General features: G+C 64.0%; 18 protein-coding genes. 11 read left to right on the top strand and 7 right to left on the bottom strand.

Annotated elements, in window-relative coordinates; translation table 11 throughout:
* Nucleotides 1-83: 83 nt before the first annotated feature.
* Complete coding sequence (locus ACQ4OD_RS24815) at nt 84-1,031, bottom strand: sugar ABC transporter substrate-binding protein (RefSeq protein WP_139670302.1); 948 nt, start codon at nt 1,029-1,031, stop codon at nt 84-86.
* Between the two features lie 340 nt (nt 1,032-1,371).
* Here ACQ4OD_RS24815 and ACQ4OD_RS24810 point away from each other — a divergent pair, with 340 nt between their 5' ends.
* The 3 genes from ACQ4OD_RS24810 to ACQ4OD_RS24800 all read left to right on the top strand — a co-directional run bounded on the left by ACQ4OD_RS24810 (nt 1,372) and on the right by ACQ4OD_RS24800 (nt 3,624).
* Nucleotides 1,372-2,460: an asparaginase gene (locus ACQ4OD_RS24810; RefSeq protein ID WP_110704619.1), complete on the top strand. Its 1,089-nt coding sequence runs from the start codon at nt 1,372-1,374 to the stop codon at nt 2,458-2,460.
* Nucleotides 2,461-2,685: 225 nt separating this feature from the next.
* Entirely contained in the window at nt 2,686-2,928 is a 243-nt protein-coding gene (locus ACQ4OD_RS24805) for a DUF1654 domain-containing protein (protein ID WP_139670300.1), read from the top strand.
* A gap of 6 nt (nt 2,929-2,934) precedes the next feature.
* The gene (locus ACQ4OD_RS24800) at nt 2,935-3,624 is read left to right on the top strand and encodes an endonuclease (RefSeq protein WP_139670298.1); all 690 of its coding nucleotides are present in this window, start codon (nt 2,935-2,937) and stop codon (nt 3,622-3,624) included.
* A gap of 6 nt (nt 3,625-3,630) precedes the next feature.
* Here ACQ4OD_RS24800 and ACQ4OD_RS24795 read toward each other — a convergent pair whose 3' ends face one another.
* On the bottom strand, nt 3,631-4,056 hold the full coding sequence (locus tag ACQ4OD_RS24795) for a bifunctional (p)ppGpp synthetase/guanosine-3',5'-bis(diphosphate) 3'-pyrophosphohydrolase (protein ID WP_139670296.1): 426 nt from the start codon (nt 4,054-4,056) through the stop codon (nt 3,631-3,633).
* 264 nt (nt 4,057-4,320) lie between these two features.
* On the opposite strand from ACQ4OD_RS24795, the gene ACQ4OD_RS24790 reads away from it, so the two are divergent.
* A complete protein-coding gene (locus tag ACQ4OD_RS24790) occupies nt 4,321-5,733 on the top strand; it encodes a purine-cytosine permease family protein (RefSeq protein ID WP_430945103.1) in 1,413 nt (470 codons plus the stop codon).
* Between the two features lie 87 nt (nt 5,734-5,820).
* On the opposite strand, the gene ACQ4OD_RS24785 is transcribed toward ACQ4OD_RS24790, so the two are convergent.
* The gene (locus ACQ4OD_RS24785; RefSeq protein ID WP_139670292.1) at nt 5,821-7,050 is read right to left on the bottom strand and encodes an acyl-CoA dehydrogenase; all 1,230 of its coding nucleotides are present in this window, start codon (nt 7,048-7,050) and stop codon (nt 5,821-5,823) included.
* A 141-nt stretch (nt 7,051-7,191) separates the two neighbouring features.
* Here ACQ4OD_RS24785 and ACQ4OD_RS24780 point away from each other — a divergent pair, with 141 nt between their 5' ends.
* Nucleotides 7,192-8,133: a LysR family transcriptional regulator gene (locus tag ACQ4OD_RS24780; protein ID WP_102682867.1), complete on the top strand. Its 942-nt coding sequence runs from the start codon at nt 7,192-7,194 to the stop codon at nt 8,131-8,133.
* Between the two features lie 45 nt (nt 8,134-8,178).
* On the top strand, nt 8,179-8,397 hold the full coding sequence (locus ACQ4OD_RS24775; protein ID WP_277504802.1) for a DUF2970 domain-containing protein: 219 nt from the start codon (nt 8,179-8,181) through the stop codon (nt 8,395-8,397).
* 297 nt (nt 8,398-8,694) lie between these two features.
* On the opposite strand, the gene ACQ4OD_RS24770 is transcribed toward ACQ4OD_RS24775, so the two are convergent.
* Nucleotides 8,695-9,771, bottom strand: coding sequence for an ABC transporter substrate-binding protein (locus tag ACQ4OD_RS24770; protein ID WP_430945102.1), 1,077 nt, complete (start codon nt 9,769-9,771; stop codon nt 8,695-8,697).
* A 216-nt stretch (nt 9,772-9,987) separates the two neighbouring features.
* Here ACQ4OD_RS24770 and ACQ4OD_RS24765 point away from each other — a divergent pair, with 216 nt between their 5' ends.
* The 3 genes from ACQ4OD_RS24765 to ACQ4OD_RS24755 all read left to right on the top strand — a co-directional run bounded on the left by ACQ4OD_RS24765 (nt 9,988) and on the right by ACQ4OD_RS24755 (nt 13,852).
* The gene (locus tag ACQ4OD_RS24765) at nt 9,988-11,640 is read left to right on the top strand and encodes a nitrite/sulfite reductase (RefSeq protein WP_046855144.1); all 1,653 of its coding nucleotides are present in this window, start codon (nt 9,988-9,990) and stop codon (nt 11,638-11,640) included.
* Nucleotides 11,624-12,118, top strand: a complete 495-nt coding sequence (locus tag ACQ4OD_RS24760) for a DUF934 domain-containing protein (protein WP_023629994.1) — start codon at nt 11,624-11,626, stop codon at nt 12,116-12,118. Before ACQ4OD_RS24765 ends, ACQ4OD_RS24760 begins: the two co-directional genes overlap by 17 nt.
* 168 nt (nt 12,119-12,286) lie before the next feature.
* The gene (locus ACQ4OD_RS24755; protein WP_139670285.1) at nt 12,287-13,852 is read left to right on the top strand and encodes a hypothetical protein; all 1,566 of its coding nucleotides are present in this window, start codon (nt 12,287-12,289) and stop codon (nt 13,850-13,852) included.
* 78 nt (nt 13,853-13,930) lie between these two features.
* Here ACQ4OD_RS24755 and ACQ4OD_RS24750 read toward each other — a convergent pair whose 3' ends face one another.
* Nucleotides 13,931-14,791 carry an AraC family transcriptional regulator gene (locus tag ACQ4OD_RS24750; protein WP_430945101.1) on the bottom strand — a complete coding sequence of 287 codons (861 nt, stop codon included), beginning with the start codon at nt 14,789-14,791 and terminating at the stop codon, nt 13,931-13,933.
* 298 nt (nt 14,792-15,089) lie between these two features.
* On the opposite strand from ACQ4OD_RS24750, the gene dkgB reads away from it, so the two are divergent.
* Together dkgB and ACQ4OD_RS24740 are read left to right on the top strand one after the other, a co-directional pair.
* The gene (gene dkgB, locus ACQ4OD_RS24745; protein WP_430945100.1) at nt 15,090-15,893 is read left to right on the top strand and encodes a 2,5-didehydrogluconate reductase DkgB; all 804 of its coding nucleotides are present in this window, start codon (nt 15,090-15,092) and stop codon (nt 15,891-15,893) included.
* A 58-nt stretch (nt 15,894-15,951) separates the two neighbouring features.
* Nucleotides 15,952-17,133 (top strand): MFS transporter, encoded by a 1,182-nt coding sequence (locus ACQ4OD_RS24740; protein WP_139670279.1) that lies wholly within the window; start codon nt 15,952-15,954, stop codon nt 17,131-17,133.
* Nucleotides 17,134-17,206: 73 nt separating this feature from the next.
* Here ACQ4OD_RS24740 and ahpF read toward each other — a convergent pair whose 3' ends face one another.
* Nucleotides 17,207-18,769, bottom strand: a complete 1,563-nt coding sequence (gene ahpF / locus ACQ4OD_RS24735) for an alkyl hydroperoxide reductase subunit F (RefSeq protein WP_139670277.1) — start codon at nt 18,767-18,769, stop codon at nt 17,207-17,209.
* 137 nt (nt 18,770-18,906) lie between these two features.
* Nucleotides 18,907-19,470, bottom strand: coding sequence for an alkyl hydroperoxide reductase subunit C (gene ahpC / locus ACQ4OD_RS24730; protein ID WP_023631141.1), 564 nt, complete (start codon nt 19,468-19,470; stop codon nt 18,907-18,909).
* Nucleotides 19,471-19,648 lie beyond the last annotated feature (178 nt).

Raw genomic sequence — 19,648 nt, 5'->3', positions numbered from 1 at the left:
CCTCCCCCCCCCCCCCCCCTCCCCTCCCCCCCCCCCCCCCCCCCTCCCCCCCCCCCCCCCCCCCCCGCTCCCGCGAAATCACTTCACTTGGTAATCAGCTTGACCGGGGTCTGGATGACATTGTCGGCATCCACGCCGGGCTGCTCGCCCTTGAGCATCTTCAGCGCCGCCTGGATGCCATACACCGCCTGCTGGCTGGCCGCCTGGTCGAGGGTGGCGAGCACACGGCCATCCTTGAGCATCGGCTCGATGGCCTTGATGTTGTCGTAGCCGACCACCTGCACCTGGCCGGTCTTGCCGGCGGCGCGCACGGCCGAGACAGCACCCAGGGCCATGCTGTCGTTGCCGGCCAGCAGCGCCTTCAAATCGGGATACTCGTTGAGCATCGAGGCGGCAACGGCGTTGCCCTTGTCGATCTCCCAGTTGCCGGATTGCACCGAGACGATCTTCATCTGCGCGGCTTCCATGGCGTCCTTGAAACCGGCGGTGCGCTGCTGGGCATTGGTGGTGGTCGGCACGCCTTCGATGATGCCGACCTGGTCACCGGCCTTGAGCTTTTGCTGGGCCAGGTAGTCGCCCACCAGGCGCGCGCCCTTGCGGTTGTCCGGGCCTACGAACGGCACGCTGATGCCCTTGCTCTTGAGGGTTTCGGGATCGAGGCGATTATCGATGTTGATCACGATCACGCCTTTGTCCATGGCCTTCTTCACCGCCGATACCAGCGCCTTGGAGTCGGCCGGGGCAATGACCAGCGCCTTGGCGCCCGCGTTGACCATTTGCTCGACGATACGGATCTGCTCGCCGGTGTCGGTCTCGTTCTTGATGCCGTTGGCGACCAGCTGGAATTCGCTGGCGTGGGTCTTCTGATAATCCTTGGCGCCATCTTCCATGGTGCGGAAGAACTCGTTGGCCAGGGATTTCATCACCAGGGCGACCTTGGGCGCCTCGTCGGCGTGGGCGGTAGGCAGGGAGAAGATCAGCGACGACAGAACGGCGAGGGCCAGCGGACGGCCGGAAAACGGCAGCTTCATGGAAATGACTCCGAATCTTGTGGTTTTTATCGGATCGCAAACGTTTGCGGTGACTAACTATGTAAACAGGCCCCGCTTTTGTCAAATCCATTGCGTAGGCAGCCACAGCTACGCCGGTCGGATTATCCGCAATTTGTCCGAAAAACCGAACACATTTCCTTCGCTTGTTCGGCCGGCCGAACACCACGAATCGGCTTGACCCCATGGTCGCTTCGAGTACCCCCAGTCGCAACAGGGGTTTCCAGATGAAATTCGACGAACGGTAGTTGCTGGTACGAAATCTGCCTTTACCCAGTGCGACATAACGCACATCTCACCCAGGAAGAGAGAAGCAGTAATGATGAAATCCGCTATCAAGACCTTCGCACCGAGCGCCCTGGCGCTGCTGTTGGTACTGCCGACCGGCGTTTCCGCCAAGGAAGCCGCGCAACAACAGAAACTCGCCAACGTGGTCATCCTCGCCACCGGCGGCACCATCGCCGGCGCTGGCGCCAGCGCCGCCAACAGCGCCACCTACCAGGCCGCCAAGGTAGGCATCGACAAGCTGATCGCCGGCGTGCCAGAGCTGAAGGACCTGGCCAACGTGCGCGGCGAGCAGGTGATGCAGGTCGCCTCGGAAAGCATCGGCAACGACGACCTGCTCAAGCTGGGCAAGCGCGTCGCCGAACTGGCCGACAGCAAGGACGTCGATGGCATCGTCATCACCCACGGCACCGACACCCTCGAAGAAACCGCCTACTTCCTCAACCTGGTGGAGAAGACCGACAAGCCGATCATCGTGGTCGGCTCGATGCGCCCGGGCACCGCGATGTCCGCCGACGGCATGCTCAACCTGTACAACGCCGTGGCCGTGGCCAGCAGCAAGGACGCCCGCGGCAAGGGCGTGCTGGTAACCATGAACGACGAGATCCAGTCCGGCCGTGACGTGAGCAAGGCGGTCAATATCAAGACCGAAGCCTTCAAGAGCCAGTGGGGCCCGCTGGGCATGGTGGTCGAAGGCAAGTCGTACTTCTTCCGCCTGCCGGCCAAGCGCCACACCGTCAACTCCGAGTTCGACATCAAGACCATCAGCAAGCTGCCGGCCGTGGATATCGCCTACGGCTATGGCAACGTGACCGACACCGCCTACAAGGCGCTGGCCCAGGGTGGCGCGAAGGCGATCATCCACGCCGGTACCGGCAATGGCTCGGTGTCGTCGCGCGTGGTGCCGGCGCTGCAGGAGCTGCGCAAGGAAGGCGTGCAGATCATCCGTTCGTCCCACGTCAACCAGGGCGGCTTTGTGCTGCGCAATGCCGAACAGCCTGATGACAAGAACGACTGGGTCGTGGCCCATGACCTGAACCCGCAAAAGGCACGGATCCTGGCAATGGTCGCAATGACCAAGACCCAGGACAGCAAAGAGCTGCAGCGGATCTTCTGGGAATACTGATCGGCATGCACCTCGGGCTGGTGTGTTGAACATACCGGCCCATCGCGGGGCCAGCCCGCTCCCACAAGTCTGCGGCGATTGTGTGGGAGCGGGCTGGCCCCGCGATGCTTTCAATGGAACCAATCCCTCTACCACGGTCTTATACGGCTTTCATCCTACCTGCTGTTGCGAAACGGCTTACAGTGAAATACTGTATGCACATACAGCAAAACAAGGAACAGCCCCGTGGCCAAACCCGCCTCCGCGTCGCCAAGCAGTTATGAACTACTGGGTCAGCGCATCCAGAAGATCATCAACAGCCCCACCGCCCAGCGCAGCCGCGCCGCCTTGATCTTCCGCCTGGAGCACGAGTCGCCCGACGACTGGGAAACCCTGCTCGAGGAAATCGCCGAGAACGACAACGTCACCCTCGCCCACCGCGACGATGGCGGCGTACAGGTTTTCTGGACCGTGCCGAAGGAAGACTGACCGCGCATGAGAGTTTCGCTTTTCGCCGCCTGCCTGCTGCTGATTACCCCCCTCGCCCACGCCGACGCACCGCGCACCTTCCAGGAGGCCAAGAAGGTCGCCTGGAAGCTGTACGCGCCGCAGTCCACCGAGTTCTATTGCGGCTGCAAGTACAAGGGCAACAAGGTCGACCTGGCGTCCTGCGGCTATGCGCCGCGCAAGAACCTCAACCGTGCCTCGCGCATCGAGTGGGAGCACATTGTCCCGGCCTGGCAGATCGGCCATCAGCGCCAGTGCTGGCAGGATGGTGGGCGCAAGAACTGCTCGCGCAACGACAAGGTCTACCAGCGGGCCGAGGCCGACCTGCACAACCTGGTGCCGAGCATCGGCGAGGTCAACGGCGACCGCAGCAACTTCAGCTTCGGCTGGCTGCCCGAGCAGCATGGCCAGTACGGCAGTTGCCTGACCCAGGTCGACTTCAAGGCCAAGAAGGTCATGCCACGCCCGTCGATCCGCGGGATGATCGCGCGCACCTACTTCTACATGAGCAAACAGTACGACCTGCGCCTGTCCAAACAGGACCGCCAGTTGTTCGAGGCCTGGAACAAGACCTACCCGCCGCAGGCCTGGGAACTACAGCGCAACCAGCAAGTGGCATGCGTGATGGGGCGCGGCAACGCCTTCGTCGGCCCGGTCAACCTCAAGGCCTGCGGCTGAAGGCCTTCAGGCCAGCGTCTGCAGGTAGGCGCTGGCCTGCTGGTAACGGCAGAGCCGGGCCACATCTGCCGGGCCTGGGCAGGGGATGCGCGAAAGGTCGCTGTTATCGGCCAGGTCCGCCAGCTTCACCTGGCGCGCCAAGGGGTCCACACCCAGGCGAATGACGAACGCCTCGTAGCTCTCGCCCTGGCGCCGGCTCAGCGCCAGCAGCGCGGCGAGGATCTTCAGCGGAAAACCTTCTCGGGCGAGGTCGGCCAGGGTCAGCGGCGTGTCTTCCAGCACATCGTGCAACACCGCGACGATGCGCTGCTCGGGGGTGATCACCCGCCCCATCACCCGCAGCGGGTGAAGGATGTAAGCCGCCCCGCCTTTATCGAACTGCCCTTCGTGTGCCTTGATGGCCATCGCGATGGCCCGCTCCAGCGTCGCCATGAGGCGCCCCCCACTCAACCCGCGCACTAGACAGCATAGCCGCTGCGCCACAGGCGTGTTCACGCCTGCGCATCATGGCGGCGGGCTTGTGCCTCCGCCGCCCAAGCTTTTGCCAGCCTTAGGTTTTTTAAGGCTCATGAGCACAAATTTACTAATTTCTCGATCCCCGCCCGCGCCGCATCATCGCGCCAACAAGAACGCGTCGCCCCTTGCCGGCACGCACCCGGGCAGCACCCGATGCCCCACCTTGCCTTGGAGTCAGTCATGACCAGTGCAGCCAATTCGGCACCCCTCATCGAGAAACACACGATCGGCTACGTGCCGCCGCAAGACCGCCATGGAAAGGTAAGGGATCTGTTCACACTGTGGTTCGGCGGCAACATCGCGCCGCTGCCCATCGTCACCGGCGCGCTGGGCGTGCAGTTGTTCCACCTCAACCTGGTGTGGGGCATCGTCGCCATCCTGGTCGGCCATCTGCTCGGCGGCGTGCTCATGGCCCTGCATTCAGCGCAGGGCCCGCAGATGGGCATCCCGCAGATGATCCAGAGCCGCGCCCAGTTCGGTTCGCTCGGCGCCCTGCTGGTAGTGGTGATCGCCGGGGTGATGTACATCGGCTTCTTCGCCTCCAATATCGTCCTGGCCGGCAAGTCGCTGCATGGCGTGGTCGAGACGGTGCCGGTTTCCGTGGGCATCGTCATCGGCGCATTGGGCTCCGGCATCATCGGCATCATCGGCTACCGCTTCATCCACGTGCTCAACCGCATCGGTACCTGGGTACTGGGTGTTGGCATCGTGGTCGGCTTCGGCTACATCTTCAGCCATGTGCAGAGCGACGACTTCCTCACCCGTGGCGGCTTCAACCTGGCCGGCTGGCTGGCCACCGTGTCCCTGGCGGCGCTGTGGCAGATCGCCTTCGCGCCCTACGTATCGGACTACTCGCGCTACCTGCCGGCCGACGTGAAGGTTTCCTCGACCTTCTGGACCACCTACCTGGGCTCGGCCCTGGGCTCGAGCCTGTCGTTCATCTTCGGCGCGGTGGCGGTGCTGGCGATTCCTGCCGGGATGGACACCATGGACACAGTCAAGCTTGCCACCGGCACTCTCGGCCCGCTGATGCTGGTGCTGTTCCTGCTCAGCGTGATCAGCCACAACGCCCTCAACCTGTACGGCGCGGTGCTGTCGATCATCACCCTGGTGCAGACCTTCGCCTACCGCTGGATCCCCACTGCCAAGAGCCGCGCCGTGCTGTCGCTGATCGTCCTGGCGGCCTGCTGCGTGGTGGCGGTGTTCGCCTCGGCGGACTTCATCGGCCACTTCGTCGACATGGTGCTGGTGTTGCTGGTGGTGCTGGTGCCGTGGACGGCGATCAACCTGATCGACTTCTATGTCATCCACAAGGGCGACTACGACATCGACTCGATCTTCAAGGTCGACGGCGGCATCTACGGCCGCTACAACCCCCAGGCGCTGATCGCCTATGCGGTGGGTATCGTGGTGCAGATCCCGTTCATGAACACGCCGCTGTACGTCGGGCCGGTGTCCGAGCACATCAACGGCGCCGACCTGTCGTGGCTGGTGGGGCTGGCGATCACCTCGCCGCTGTACTGGTGGCTGGCCAGCCGCGACAGTGCGTATCGTCGTCGGCAGATGGGTGCAAAGCTGGCGGCGGGGGTTTGATCCTGCCGGGCCGAATGCCGATCAGAAGACCCGCCTAGGCGGGTCTTCTGTCGTCAATACCAGCCACCACGACTCAGGCGGCAAACCCTAGCGCTCGCTACGGAGCATTTCCTTCGGCACATACTTGCCAATCTCATACTTGCCAATCGCCGCCCGGTGCACCTCATCCGGCCCGTCGGCCAGGCGCAGGGTGCGCTGCATCGCGTACATGTAGGCCAGCGGGAAATCACCGCTCACCCCTGCCCCGCCATGGATCTGGATGGCCCGGTCGATCACCTTCAACGCCACGTTCGGCGCCACCACCTTGATCTGGGCGATCTCGCTGCGCGCCACCTTGTTGCCGACAGTATCCATCATGTACGCGGCCTTCAGGGTCAGCAGCCGGGCCATGTCGATCTCCATCCGCGAGTCGGCGATCTTGTCGACGTTGCCACCCAGCCGTGCCAGCGGCCGGCCGAAGGCAGTGCGTTCGACCGAGCGCTTGCACATCAGCTCCAGGGCGCGTTCGGCCATGCCGACCGAGCGCATGCAATGGTGGATGCGCCCAGGCCCGAGGCGGCCCTGGGCGATCTCGAAGCCACGGCCCTCGCCCAGGAGCACGTTCTCGTAAGGCACTCGCACGTTCTCGAACAACACTTCGGCGTGGCCGTGGGGCGCGTCGTCGTAGCCGAACACCGGCAGTGGGCGGACGATCTTCACGCCAGCTGCGTCGGTGGGCACCAGGATCATCGAGTGCTGTTGGTGACGCTGCCCGTCCGGGTTGGACAGGCCCATGAAGATCATCACCTTGCAGCGCGGGTCACAGGCGCCGGAGGTCCACCACTTGCGGCCGTTGATCACCCACTCGTCACCGTCACGCACGGCGGTGGCAGCCATGTTGGTGGCATCCGATGAGGCCACGTCCGGCTCGGTCATGGCGAACGCCGAACGGATCTCGCCACGCAGCAGCGGCTCGAGCCACTGGCGTTTCTGCGCCTCGCTGCCGTAGCGCACCAGCACTTCCATGTTGCCGGTGTCCGGCGCCGAGCAATTGAACGGCTCGGGCCCCAGCAGCGAACGGCCCATGATCTCGGCCAGCGGCGCGTACTCAAGGTTGCTCAGCCCTGCGCCGTACTCGGACTCGGGCAGGAACAGGTTCCACAGTCCCTCGGCGCGGGCCTTGGCCTTTAGTTCCTCCATGATCGCGGTGGGCTGCCAGCGGTCGCCCTCGGCGACCTGGCGCTCGAACACCGGCTCGGCCGGATAGACGTATGCATCCATGAACGCGCTGACGCGCTCGCGCAGTGCCTGGACCTTGGGCGAATAGGCGAAATCCATCGGGGGCTACCTTCCGTCAATGAAGAACATGGACCTGAGCCTAGAACAGCCACCCTTCATCCACCTAGTCTATTTTCTTCGTGTATAAACATTCATAACCAATATATGATCGATCCATAACTCCAACAAAGAGCGGCGCCCATGAACCTCAGCAAGGTCGACCTCAACCTGTTCATCGTTTTCGACGCGATCTACACCGAAGCCAACCTGACCCGCGCCGGGCAGATCGTCGGCATCACCCAGCCTGCGGTGTCCAACGCCCTGTCACGCCTGCGCGAGACGTTCAACGACCCGCTGTTCGTGCGCACCGCCCAGGGCATGGTGCCCACGCCCATGGCGCAGAACATCATCGGCCCGGTGCGCAACGCGCTGTCGCTGCTGCGCACCTCGGTACAGGAAAGCCGCATCTTCACCCCGCTGCAGGCGAGCAAGACCTTCCGCATCAGCATGACCGACCTCACCGAGGCGGTGATCCTGCCACCGCTGTTCCAGCGCCTGCGGCGGCTCGCCCCGGCGCTGGTGATCGAGAGTTTCCTGTGCAAGCGCCGCGAGACCACCAAGGAACTGGCCGCCGGGCGCCTGGACTTCGCCGTCGACGCGCCACTGAACACCGACCCTCAGGTGCGTCACGTCAAGCTCATGCAGGACCGTTATGTCTGCGCCATGCGCCCCGGCCACCCACACGCCGACAGCAAGCTGAGCCTGGACAACTACCTGGCCATGACCCACATCCATATCTCCAGCCGCCGTAACGGCCTGGGCTACGTGGACCTGGCCCTGGGCAAGATGGGCGTGCAACGCCGTGTCGCCCTGCGTTCGCAGCACTACCTGATGGCCTCCCAGGTACTGCAGCAGACCGACATGGTCATGACCGTGCCCGAGCGTTTCGCCCGCCGCCACCAGTTGCGCCACCAGCCCCTGCCGGTGGAGGTACCGGCGCTGGAGACTCACCTGTACTGGCACGAAAGCACCGATCAGGACCCGGCAAACCGCTGGATGCGCGAGCAGATCATCGAGCTGTGCGAGCGGGTGGTGGCCCAGGATGAGCAGGAACAGGCAAGCCCGGCAATCGCATCGGCCTGAGTCGCCTACACTGTCGGTGATTGCCTCTGAACCCAGGAGCCACTCATGGACGACAGCCAACATGGCAAGCCACCGACTTTCTGGCAAATGCTGCAAAGCATCCTTGCCGCGGCGTTTGGCGTGCAAAGCGGCAAGAACCGCGCCCGCGACTTCACCTACGGCAAGGCCAGCCATTTCATCGTGATGGGGACGGTGTTCACGCTGATCTTCATCTTCGCGCTGATCGGCCTGGTGCAGCTGGCGATGCACCTGACAGCGCGCTAGTCGCGCCGGGCAATACTGCTTGGCTAAACGCAATCCGCCCGCGGATATCCCTTCCGCGGGCGGTTCAGGTGTATCTCACGGTCTTGAGCAGTTATCCGCTATTGATGGCTGACCCAGTACACCGCGGTGACCACCACCAGTACGATCAGACACAGGATCGCCCAGGCATCGACACTGCTGTCAGCTTTGCGGACCTTGGTAGAGTTTCCCATTGCATTGCCTCTTGTAGTGGTTATGGGAATGCACTTCACAAGCAGCAGTTAAGTCCAGCAATGCCCTGCGCTCAAGCAGGGTCTTTCAATACTCGACGGGTGACGTCAGAAACGGGTAGCGGAAATCCGCCGGCCGCCCTTCGGCACTGAAACGGTGGAAGTCGATGCCGTGGTCATCCTGCTCCAGCAGCTTGAGCCAGCGCCGCGCCTTGGCCGGGTCGATCAGTTGCAGGGCGGGCGCGCTGTGCTCACGCTGGCCGTCGCGATCCACTGCAAGCCCTTGTGCGTCGTCGTGCAACATGACCATGGCCCAGCCACCCAGGGTGAAGTGCCCGCCCATGAGCACGCTCAAACGCCCTTCGATTCGCGCGCGCAGTGCCTCGGGCGAGCTATTGACCGCACTGAACAGGGTGTCGCGCCCCGGTACCTTGCCCAACGCTTCGAAGGCCTGCATGGCACCGAACGCCATCTGGTCGTTGGCCGCCCACACCAGGCGGGTGTCGGGGTAGCGCTCGAGCAGCATCTGCGCCTGTTCGAAGGCGCGCTCGCGGCTCCAGCCGCCGTATACCACCTGGCGCAGGCGCACCCGGGGGAACTCGGCCAGTGCCCGGCGCATGCCCTGCACGCGCAGCTGCGAAGCCGGCGTGGTCTTGACCCCGGCGAAGGCCAGCAGGTCGACCGGCCCGGCTTCGGCAGGCAGTTGCGCCACCAGCGCCTTGAGCATCTGGTAGCCCGCCTCCTCGTCGTTGCTGACCAACGTGCCGAGTACTTCAGGATATTTGTCCGGCTGCGCCTGGACGCTGTGTGCCTGGCTGTCGGTGAGGCCGTTGTTGACCAGGAACAGCTTGACCCCGGTGCCCCGCGACAAGCGGATGATCTCCGGCGCGACGTACAGCTCGTTGACCAGCACCAGGTAATCCGGGCGCTGCGGCCCTTGTAGTACCTCGCGAGCCTGGTTCAGCGCAAGGTCGGCACGACGCTCGCTGTACTGCACGCGCAAGGTCATGCCCAGGTCGCTGGCGGCGGCCTGCATGAAACGTGAATAGTCAACCCAGAACGTTTCATCGGAGTAGCCCGGGTTGAGAAATACCACCGAAGCGGCCTGCGCGCTCGCTGCCAGTGGCAGGCTCAGGCACAGGCTCTGGCACAAGGCCTTGAGCATGCTGTTACTTCCCTGCGAAGCAAACCCCGGATTATAGCCCTGCGATGTACCGCAGCGGACAAATGCCAGTCAGTCTCACTTAGTCCAAATGGTTCTTTTCATATGCAAAAACATCACTTTAGCGCATAAACCCACTCTGCTATCGTTCCTCCGCTCCGCCCCGGAGTGCGCGGCCGTGCGCGCGATTAGCTGCATGCAGCCTGAGACAGGACTTATATGTACGTATACGACGAGTACGATCAGCGGATCATCGAGGACCGCGTCAAGCAGTTCCGTGATCAGACCCGCCGCTACCTGGCCGGTGAGCTGAGCGAAGAAGAATTCCGCCCTCTGCGCCTGCAGAACGGCCTGTATATCCAACGTTTCGCGCCGATGTTGCGAGTCGCCGTGCCCTATGGCCAGCTGAACGCACGTCAGACCCGCATGCTGGCGAAGATCGCCCGCGACTACGACAAGGGCTATGCGCATATCAGCACGCGCCAGAACGTGCAGTACAACTGGCCGGCGCTGGAAGACATCCCTGAAATTCTCGCAGAGCTGGCCACCGTGCAGATGCACGCGATCCAGACCAGCGGCAACTGCCTGCGCAACGTCACCACCGACCAGTTCGCCGGTGTCGCCGCCGACGAGCTGGTCGATCCGCGCCCGTGGTGCGAGATCGTCCGCCAGTGGACCACCTTCCACCCGGAATTCGCCTACCTGCCACGCAAGTTCAAGATCGCCGTCAACGGTTCGAGCGACGACCGCGCCGCCATCGAAGTGCACGACATCGGCCTGGAGCCGGTGCGCAACGCCGCAGGCGAACTGGGCTTCCGCGTATTGGTCGGAGGCGGCCTGGGCCGTACCCCGGTGATCGGCGCGTTCATCAACGAGTTCCTGCCCTGGCAGGACCTGCTCAGCTACCTGGACGCCATCCTGCGCGTGTACAACCGTTACGGTCGTCGTGACAACAAGTACAAGGCGCGGATCAAGATCCTGGTCAAGGCCCTCACCCCGGAAGTGTTCGCCGAGAAGGTCGAGGCCGAGATGGTCCACCTGCGTGGCGGCAACACCACCTTGACCGAGGCCGAAGTACAGCGCGTCGCCCGCCACTTCGTCGACCCCGAGTACCTGGCCCTGGACAACACAGACTTCAGCGCGCTGGACGCCGAGCACCCGGGCTTCGCCCGCTGGCGCTCGCGCAACACCCGTGCGCACAAGAAGCCGGGCTATGTCGCCGTGACCCTGTCGCTCAAGCCCACCGGCGTCGCCCCGGGCGACCTGACCGACAAGCAGCTCGACGCGGTCGCCGACCTGGCCGAGCGCTACAGCTTCGGCTACCTGCGCACCTCCCACGAGCAGAACATCATCCTCGCCGACGTCGAGCAGCGTCAGCTGCACGCGCTGTGGCTGGAGCTGCGCGAGCAAGGTTTCGCCACCCCGAACATCGGCCTGCTGACCGACATCATCTGCTGCCCGGGCGGTGATTTCTGCTCGCTGGCCAACGCCAAGTCGATCCCGATCGCCGAGTCCATCCAGCGCCGCTTCGACGACCTGGACTACCTGTTCGACATCGGTGAGCTCGACCTGAACATCTCCGGCTGCATGAACGCCTGCGGCCACCACCACGTCGGCCACATCGGCATCCTTGGCGTGGACAAGAAGGGCGAGGAGTTCTACCAGGTCTCGCTGGGCGGCAATGCCGCGCGCGACGCCAGCCTGGGCAAGATCCTCGGCCCTTCCTTCGCCCAGGACGACATGGCCGACGTGATCGAGAAGCTGATCAATGTGTACGTCGAGCGGCGCACTGAAGACGAGCGCTTCATCGACACCTACCAGCGGATCGGCATCGACCCCTTCAAGGAACGCGTCTATGCAGCGAATCATTAAGAACAACCAGATCGTCGACGAAACCTGGCACCTGCTGCCCAAGGACGTCTCGATCGACGAACTGACCAACTGCGACGACTACATCGTGCCGCTGCAGCTGTGGCGCGACCATCCGAGCCTGCTCAAGGCCCGCGACGGCGGCCTGGGCATCTGGCTGGACAGCGACGAAGAAGCCGAGGAAATCGGCGAGCACGTCGAGCACTTCCAGGTGATCGCCCTGAACTTCCCGGCCTTCACCGACGGGCGCAGCTATTCCAACGCGCGCCTGCTGCGTGACCGCTACAAGTTCAAGGGCGAACTGCGCGCCATTGGCGACGTACTGCGTGACCAGCTGTTCTACATGGCCCGCTGCGGTTTCGACGCGTTCGCCATCCGCGCCGACAAGGACCCGGAAGACGCGCTGCAGAGCCTGAAGGACTTCTCGGTGACCTACCAGGGCGCCACCGACGAACCGCTGCCGCTGTTCCGCCGCCGCTGATCGTCGCTTGCAGTACTCCCGGCCCGCCTTATGGCGGGCCGATTCGTTTCTGCGCCGGCAAGACGACCAGTCCGGATAGGCCGAGGAAAAATCCGAACGTTCACTCAGGTTTGCTAATGGCATGCCGATATCAGGGCATATCCTTTTCACTCCGCAAGGAAAGCGACGATGAGCCCAATCACCTCGGCACTGCGATTCACGCCGATCCAAACTCCACCCGCTCCCGCGCCGAACCTGATCGTTCGCCAGCCCACGAGCGTCGCCAGCGCCCCAGGCACCCAGGTCATCCTGGGCCAGGACACCCGCATTCCCGACAGTGAGACCTACACCTCGCGAGGCACGCTGGACAGCGCGCAGCCCAACTACACCTGGGAACAGGACGGGCTGGACAAGCTGAGCATGTACATGTTCAGCGCGGTCAAGTCGTCCTCCACCGCCGCCCGCTTCCAGGGCCTGGGCAGCGCCCTGGTGGAGCAGCTGGCGGCCAGCGGTGGCCAGCGCGTCTCCCAGTCGGCCTTGCAGGTCAACGAGACCGACACCACCCCGCTGAGCCTGCAGCAGACACGCCTGCGCGAGTTCGCCAGCAATACCGTCACCCTCAGCCTCACCACCGCCTCCGGCGCCACGGTGAAACTGGGTTTGTTCAACGGTGAGCGGGGCCTGGCGGTCGACGCCGAAGTCCAGGGCGGCGAGCTCAACGCCAACGAGCTCAAGGGCCTGGCTGCCCTGGCCGACGGTTTCCAGTCGGCGATCAATGGTTTGACCCGGCAACCGCCGAGCCTGCAGCTCGGCTCGCTGGTCAAGCTCGATCCGAGCCTGTTCAGCGGCCTGCAAATGAATGCCAAGCTGGACTTGCCCAGTGGTGGGCAACAGACCTTCGACCTGCGCCTGGACGGCTCCACCCGCAGCCTGAAACTCGATGGCCCGAGTGGCCAGGTACAGCTGGACCTCGACTCCCAGGGCGGCGCGCTGCTCGGCGGCAAGGCCCAGCGCCAGGCCGCCCTGGACAACTACCTGACCCAGTTCGACGAGGCGCAGAAGCGCGGCAAGGGCGATGCTCAACTGACCTCGCTGCTCAAGGATGCCTTCAGCCAACTGAACAGCATCGACGACAACAGCCCGCGCCCGGCGGGCCATAACGACGCGGTGAACACCTACAGCCGCGCGTTGCTCAGCGGCCTGGCCGACTTCAAGGCCTCGATCGTGCAACCGTCCAGCCGCCCGAACGCGCGACGCCTGGATGAGGAAGACCGCTTCGCCTACCAGGTGTCGCAATCGACCTCGACCAGCGGCCAAGGCACCACCATCGCCCGTCAGCAACGCCAGGAGGCCAAGCTGGATGCCGCCTGGCATTCGAGCCTGTCGTCTGCTGCCAAGCTCACCGAAGCGGATCCGTTCGACGAGAAGAACTACCGTTACCACACGCTCAGCGAAACGGCGAGCAGCACCACCGAACTGTCGTTCGTCGACAATGTGCTCAAGGAAGCCAAGGCCACCCAGGAGGCCACCAGCACCAAGCGCGTGCTCACCTACGAGGGTGGCAAGCTTGAGTCCGATGTCAGCACGCCCGAGTCGGTGAGCCGCTCGCGCAACCTGCTGAACCTGCTCGACGATCTGTTCAAGACTGATGAGAAGGCCCGGCGCAACGGCAGCCAGTACGACCTCGACGCGCAACTGGCGGCCCATGCCGGGCTGTGGCAGTTGCAAACCGACCCGGCGAAGATCCACGACTGACCGAGGCGCCGCCGCGCAGATAAGCCCCCCCCCTGCAAGGACTGCGGAAACGGGCTCATCTGCGCGCGGCCTTGGCGCTCAGCGTAATGGCACGTAGATATCCGTCTGCCATTGTTCCAGCGGCGTCTGCGGATAGATGCTCAGGTAGTGGAAGAACAGCGGATGATCGCGCAGCTCCTCGCCACTGCCGGGTAGCCAGTCGCGGTAGATCGGGTAGATCGTCTCGCCGATGTGGTCCGGAGAGCCGACATGGCGCACCACTGCGCAGCGCCCCGCGGGCAGGCTCGACTCACAGACGCCTTGAGCGTTCGGCGCCACGGCCTCATGGATTTCCCCGCAGATGGCAAAGCGGAAGTCTTCCGGCGCGGTAGTGTCCGGATTGTTGTAGGGAATGCCGAAGCTGCGGCTGCTGGCCACGGGCGATTGCCCGCTGCTCATGCGCCAATCGATGAACCGGCGCACGGTTTCGCTGACCTGGCTCGGCGGCCCCCGATGTTCGAGCGCGGCAAGGCGCACGGCGGCGAAATCGACGATTCGTACCTGCATGGTGATGCTCCTGGAAAAATGAGGAATGGCAAACACCGTATTCCATACCTGCCAGTCCGGCCGGCGGCGAAACGCGCTGGGCGCATGCCCGAAGGCCCGGCGAAACGCCCGGCTGAACGCTTCCGGACTTTCGAAGCCCGCCGCCAGCGCCGCGTCCAGCACCGAGTGTTCGGGCTGCCCGACCAACCGATGCGCGGCACGGCGCAGGCGCATCAGCTGCACATAACGGGCAACCGGGACGCCCACATAGGCACTGAACTGGCGGTGAAAATGAAACGCCGAAAAATGAGCCACGGCGCTCAAGGTTTCCACCGACAGGTCACCTTCGAGGTTGTCCTCGATATAGGTAAGTACGGTCTCGAACCGCTGCTGGTAAAGGGCATTGACTGACAAATCAGGTTGCTCCTGGAAATACGGCAGGCCACAGCTTCGTCGATCCAGCCATGGCCACGCCTAGCCGCACTTGCTCAATCACAACATCCTCCGGTAGCGCTGGCCTGACTGCGATTATCGGCCTGCCCGGTCTTATCCAGCGTATCCCTCCACGGGTGAGCGCCATTATTGTCACGCACCGATCACAACCCAACCCTCCATTCATGACTCCAGCTCAAAGGACCTTGGTTTGTCGAGGCCTTAATCAATTCCGCCGAACCCTGCACACTGCACTCATTCACTCGACAGGAGCACATCCATGAGCATTCCATCCTTTGGCCTTGGCACATTCCGCCTCACCGGCCAGGCCGTCATCGACTCGGTGAGTGCGGCGCTGGAGCTGGGCTACCGCGCCATCGACACCGCGCAGATCTACAAGAACGAGGCCGAGGTCGGCCAGGCTATCGCCGCAAGCGGCGTGCCGCGCGACGAGCTGTTCATCACCACCAAGATCTGGGTCGACAACTACGCCGCCGACAAACTGATCCCCAGCCTGCGCGAGAGCCTGACCAAACTGCGCACCGAGCATGTCGACCTGCTGCTGATCCACTGGCCGGCGCCCGGCAACGGCGTCGAACTGCCCGAATACATGCAGGCCCTGGCCGAGGCCAAGCGCCAGGGCCTCACCCGCCAGATCGGCATCTCCAACTTCAATATCGAGCTGACCCGCCAAGCCATCGCCGTGGTCGGCCAGGGGGAGATCGCCACCAACCAGATCGAGCTCAGCCCGTATCTGCAAAACCGCAAGCTCACCGCCTTCCTCGCGGAACAAGGCATCGCCACAACCTCCTACATGACCCTGGCCTATGGCAAGGTCCTGAAGGATCCGCTGCTGGCGCAAATCGCCGCCAAGCACAAGGCCACCGTGGCCCAGGTGGCCTTGGCCTGGGCATTGCAACTGGGCTACGCGGTGATCCCTTCATCGACCAAGCGTGAGAACCTGGCCAGCAACCTGCTCGCCCAGAGCCTGCGCCTGGACGCCGACGACATGGCGCGCATCGCCACCCTGGAGCGCGACGGCCGTGAAGTCAGCCCGGACGGCCTGGTGCCGGCCTGGGACTGATATCCTTCGGGCATGGAGGCCCACCTCCCTGATTTCAAACGCTTTTTCGGAGCTCCCAATGAGCACGCTTTCCCCCAAACGGGTGCTGTTCGCCCTGGCCATCGGCGCCTTCGGCATCGGCACCACCGAGTTCACCCCCATGGGCCTGCTGCCAGTGATCGCCGATGGCGTCGGCGCCAGCATTCCCAGCGCGGGCATGCTGATCACCGCCTATGCCATCGGCGTCATGGTCGGCGCGCCGATCATGACCTTGCTGTTCAGCCGCTTCGGCAAGCGTGCCGCGCTGATGATGCTGATGGGCATCTTCACCCTGGGCAACCTGCTGTCGGCGCTGTCGCCGGACTACTACACCCTGCTTGTCTCGCGCCTGATCACCAGCCTCAACCATGGCGCCTTCTTCGGCCTGGGCGCGGTGGTGGCCGCCAGCGTGGTGCCCCGGGACAAGCAGGCCAGCGCCGTGGCCACCATGTTCATGGGCCTGACTATCGCCAACATCGGCGGCGTGCCGGCCGCCACCTGGCTCGGCCAGCAGGTCGGCTGGCGCATGGCCTTTGCCGGCACCGCGGTGCTCGGCCTGCTGGCCATCGCCGCACTGTGGTACGCGCTGCCCAAGGGCGAGCGCGGCAACGTGCCCCATGTCCGCAAGGAGCTGGCGGTAATCGCCCGCCCCAACGTGCTGCTGGCCATGGCCACCACCGTGCTCGGCGCAGGCGCCATGTTCACCCTGTACACCTATGTCGCCCCGGTGCTCGCCGAACTGACCGGCGCCTCCGCCAGCTTCGTCACCCTCGGCCTGGTGCTGATCGGCGTCGGCTTTACCCTGGGCAACAGCCTGGGCGGCAAGCTGGCTGACTGGTCGCTGGACGGCGCCGCCAAGATATTCCTCGGTGCACTGGCAGCGATCATGTTGCTGATGCCGCTGGTGCTGGGCAGCCATGTCGGCGCTGCGCTGGCGCTGTTGGTCTGGGGGATGTTCACCTTCGCCGTGGTTCCGCCGCTGCAGATGCGGGTGATGATCGCCGCCGCCGAAGCGCCGGGGCTGGCGTCGTCGATCAACGTCGGCGCGTTCAACCTGGGCAATGCCGTGGGCGCGGCCCTGGGCGGCGCGGTGATCAGCCTGGATCTGGGCTACGCGGCGGTGCCGATGGCCGGCGGCCTGCTGGCGGCGGCCGGGTTGCTGCTGGTGTGGCTGGGCGGGCGTGGCAAGGCCACCGACGCGGTCTTGGGCAAACCGGCCTGAGACAGGCGACACCCACTAAAACGCCGCCATCCCCGAGGGATGGCGGCGTTTTTTGCGTTGCACCCGCAGGCGGTCAGGCCGGGGCCGAAGTGCGGATCAGGTGATCGAAGGCGGCCAGCGACGCCTTGGCGCCCTCGCCCACTGCGATGACGATCTGCTTGTACGGCACCGTGGTCACGTCACCGGCAGCGAACACACCCGGGATGCTGGTCTGGCCCTTGGCGTCGACGATGATCTCGCCGCGCGGCGACAGCTCCACGGTGCCCTTGAGCCAGTCGGTGTTCGGCAGCAAGCCGATCTGCACGAAGATGCCTTCCAGTGCCAGGTCGTGCAACGCATCGGTGGCGCGGTCCTTGTAACGCAGGCCGGTGACCTTCTCGCCATCGCCGAGCACTTCGGTGGTCAGCGCGCTGGTGATCACCTTGACGTTCGGCAGGCTGTACAGCTTGCGCTGCAGCACGGCATCGGCACGCAGCTGGCTGTCGAACTCGATCAGGGTCACCTGGGCAACGACACCGGCCAGGTCGATGGCCGCTTCCACGCCGGAGTTGCCGCCACCGATCACCGCCACGCGCTTGCCCTTGAACAGCGGGCCGTCGCAGTGCGGGCAGTAGGCCACGCCGCGAGCGCGGTATTGCTGCTCGCCCGGCACGTTCATCTCACGCCAGCGGGCACCGGTAGCCAGGATCACCGTCTTGGCCTTGAGCGAGGCGCCGCCGGCCAGGCGCACTTCGTGCAGGCCGCCGTCGGTGGCCGGGATCAACGCTTCGCCGCGCTGCAGGTTCATGATGTCGACATCGTACTGCTTGACGTGCTCTTCCAGGGCCGTGGCCAGCTTCGGCCCTTCGGTCTCCTGCACCGAGATGAAGTTCTCGATGGCCAGGGTGTCGAGCACCTGCCCACCGAAACGCTCGGCAGCAACACCGGTACGGATGCCCTTGCGCGCAGCGTAGATGGCCGCGGCAGCACCGGCCGGGCCACCGCCGACCACCAGCACGTCGAAGGCGTCCTTGGCATTGATCTTCTCGGCCTGGCGGGCACCGGCATTGGTGTCGATCTTGCCGAGGATCTCTTCCAGGCCCATACGCCCCTGGCCGAACACTTCGCCGTTCAGGTAGACGCTCGGCACCGCCATGATCTTGCGGCTTTCCACTTCATCCTGGAACAGCGCACCATCGATGGCCACATGGCGCACGTTGGGGTTGAGCACCGCCATCAGGTTCAGCGCCTGGACTACGTCCGGGCAGTTCTGGCACGACAGCGAGAAGTAGGTTTCGAAGGTGAACTCACCTTCAAGCGCCTGGATCTGCTCGATCACTTCGGCACTGGCCTTGGAGGGGTGGCCACCGACTTGCAGCAGCGCCAGCACCAGGGAAGTGAATTCGTGGCCCATGGGGATGCCGGCAAAGCGCAGGCTGATGTCGGCGCCCGGGCGGTTCAGCGAGAACGAAGGCCGACGGGCGTCGGTGCCGTCCGCGGCGAAGGTAATCAGGTTCGACAGGCCGGCGATTTCCACCAGCAGGTCGTGCAATTCGCGGGACTTCGCGCCGTCGTCGAGGGAAGCAACGATCTCGATCGGCTGGGTGACCCGCTCCAGGTAGGTTTTCAGTTGCGATTTAAGCGTGGCGTCCAACATACGGGCGATTCCTTTTTCAAAACTCGGATACAAAAACGCCCAGGCGAGATCGCCCGGGCGTTTTTACGGGGCGGTAACTGCTTCAGCTTTGGCGGCTGCCTACCGCCCGCGATTGGCGCATGATCAAAGGCTTCGCTTTAGATCTTGCCGACCAGGTCCAGGGACGGTGCCAGAGTAGCTTCGCCTTCTTTCCACTTGGCCGGGCAGACTTCGCCTGGGTGCGCGGCGACATACTGGGCAGCCTTCACTTTACGCAGCAGCTCGGCAGCATCGCGGCCTACACCACCGTCGTTCAGTTCGACGATCTTGATCTGGCCTTCCGGGTTGATCACGAAGGTACCGCGATCGGCCAGGCCGGCTTCCTCGATCAGCACGTCGAAGTTGCGCGAGATGACGTGGGTCGGGTCACCGATCAGCGGGTACTTGATCTTGCCGATGGTGTCCGAGGTGTCGTGCCAGGCTTTGTGGGTGAAGTGGGTGTCGGTGGACACGCCGTAGATTTCCACGCCCAGTTTCTGGAACTCGGCGTAGTTGTCGGCCAGGTCGCCCAGTTCGGTCGGGCAGACGAAGGTGAAGTCGGCCGGGTAGAAGAATACGACGGACCACTTGCCTTTCAGGTCGGCTTCGCTGACCTGGACGAACTCGCCGTTGTGGTAGGCGGTGGCGTTGAACGGTTTGACCTGGCTGTTGATGATAGGCATGAGAGACGCTCCTTCATGGATTGAATTTCAATGGGTTGAAATCAGTTGACGGAGAGAATCATAACCGTTGGTCCCGTTAAAGGCTCATTGGCAAAGCTCATGCTCGCGATTGGTTTTGGCTATAAGGCGTGATTATTAATAGAAGGGATTGGGCTGAGCAAAGGATTGCGCGGGGTCA

Origin of the sequence: Pseudomonas sp. WC1 (assembly GCF_050586565.1) — a bacterium.
Classification (GTDB): Bacteria; Pseudomonadota; Gammaproteobacteria; order Pseudomonadales; family Pseudomonadaceae; genus Aquipseudomonas.
Note: the sequence above shows the minus strand (reverse complement) of the source record. Positions and strands in the feature narration are given on the sequence as shown.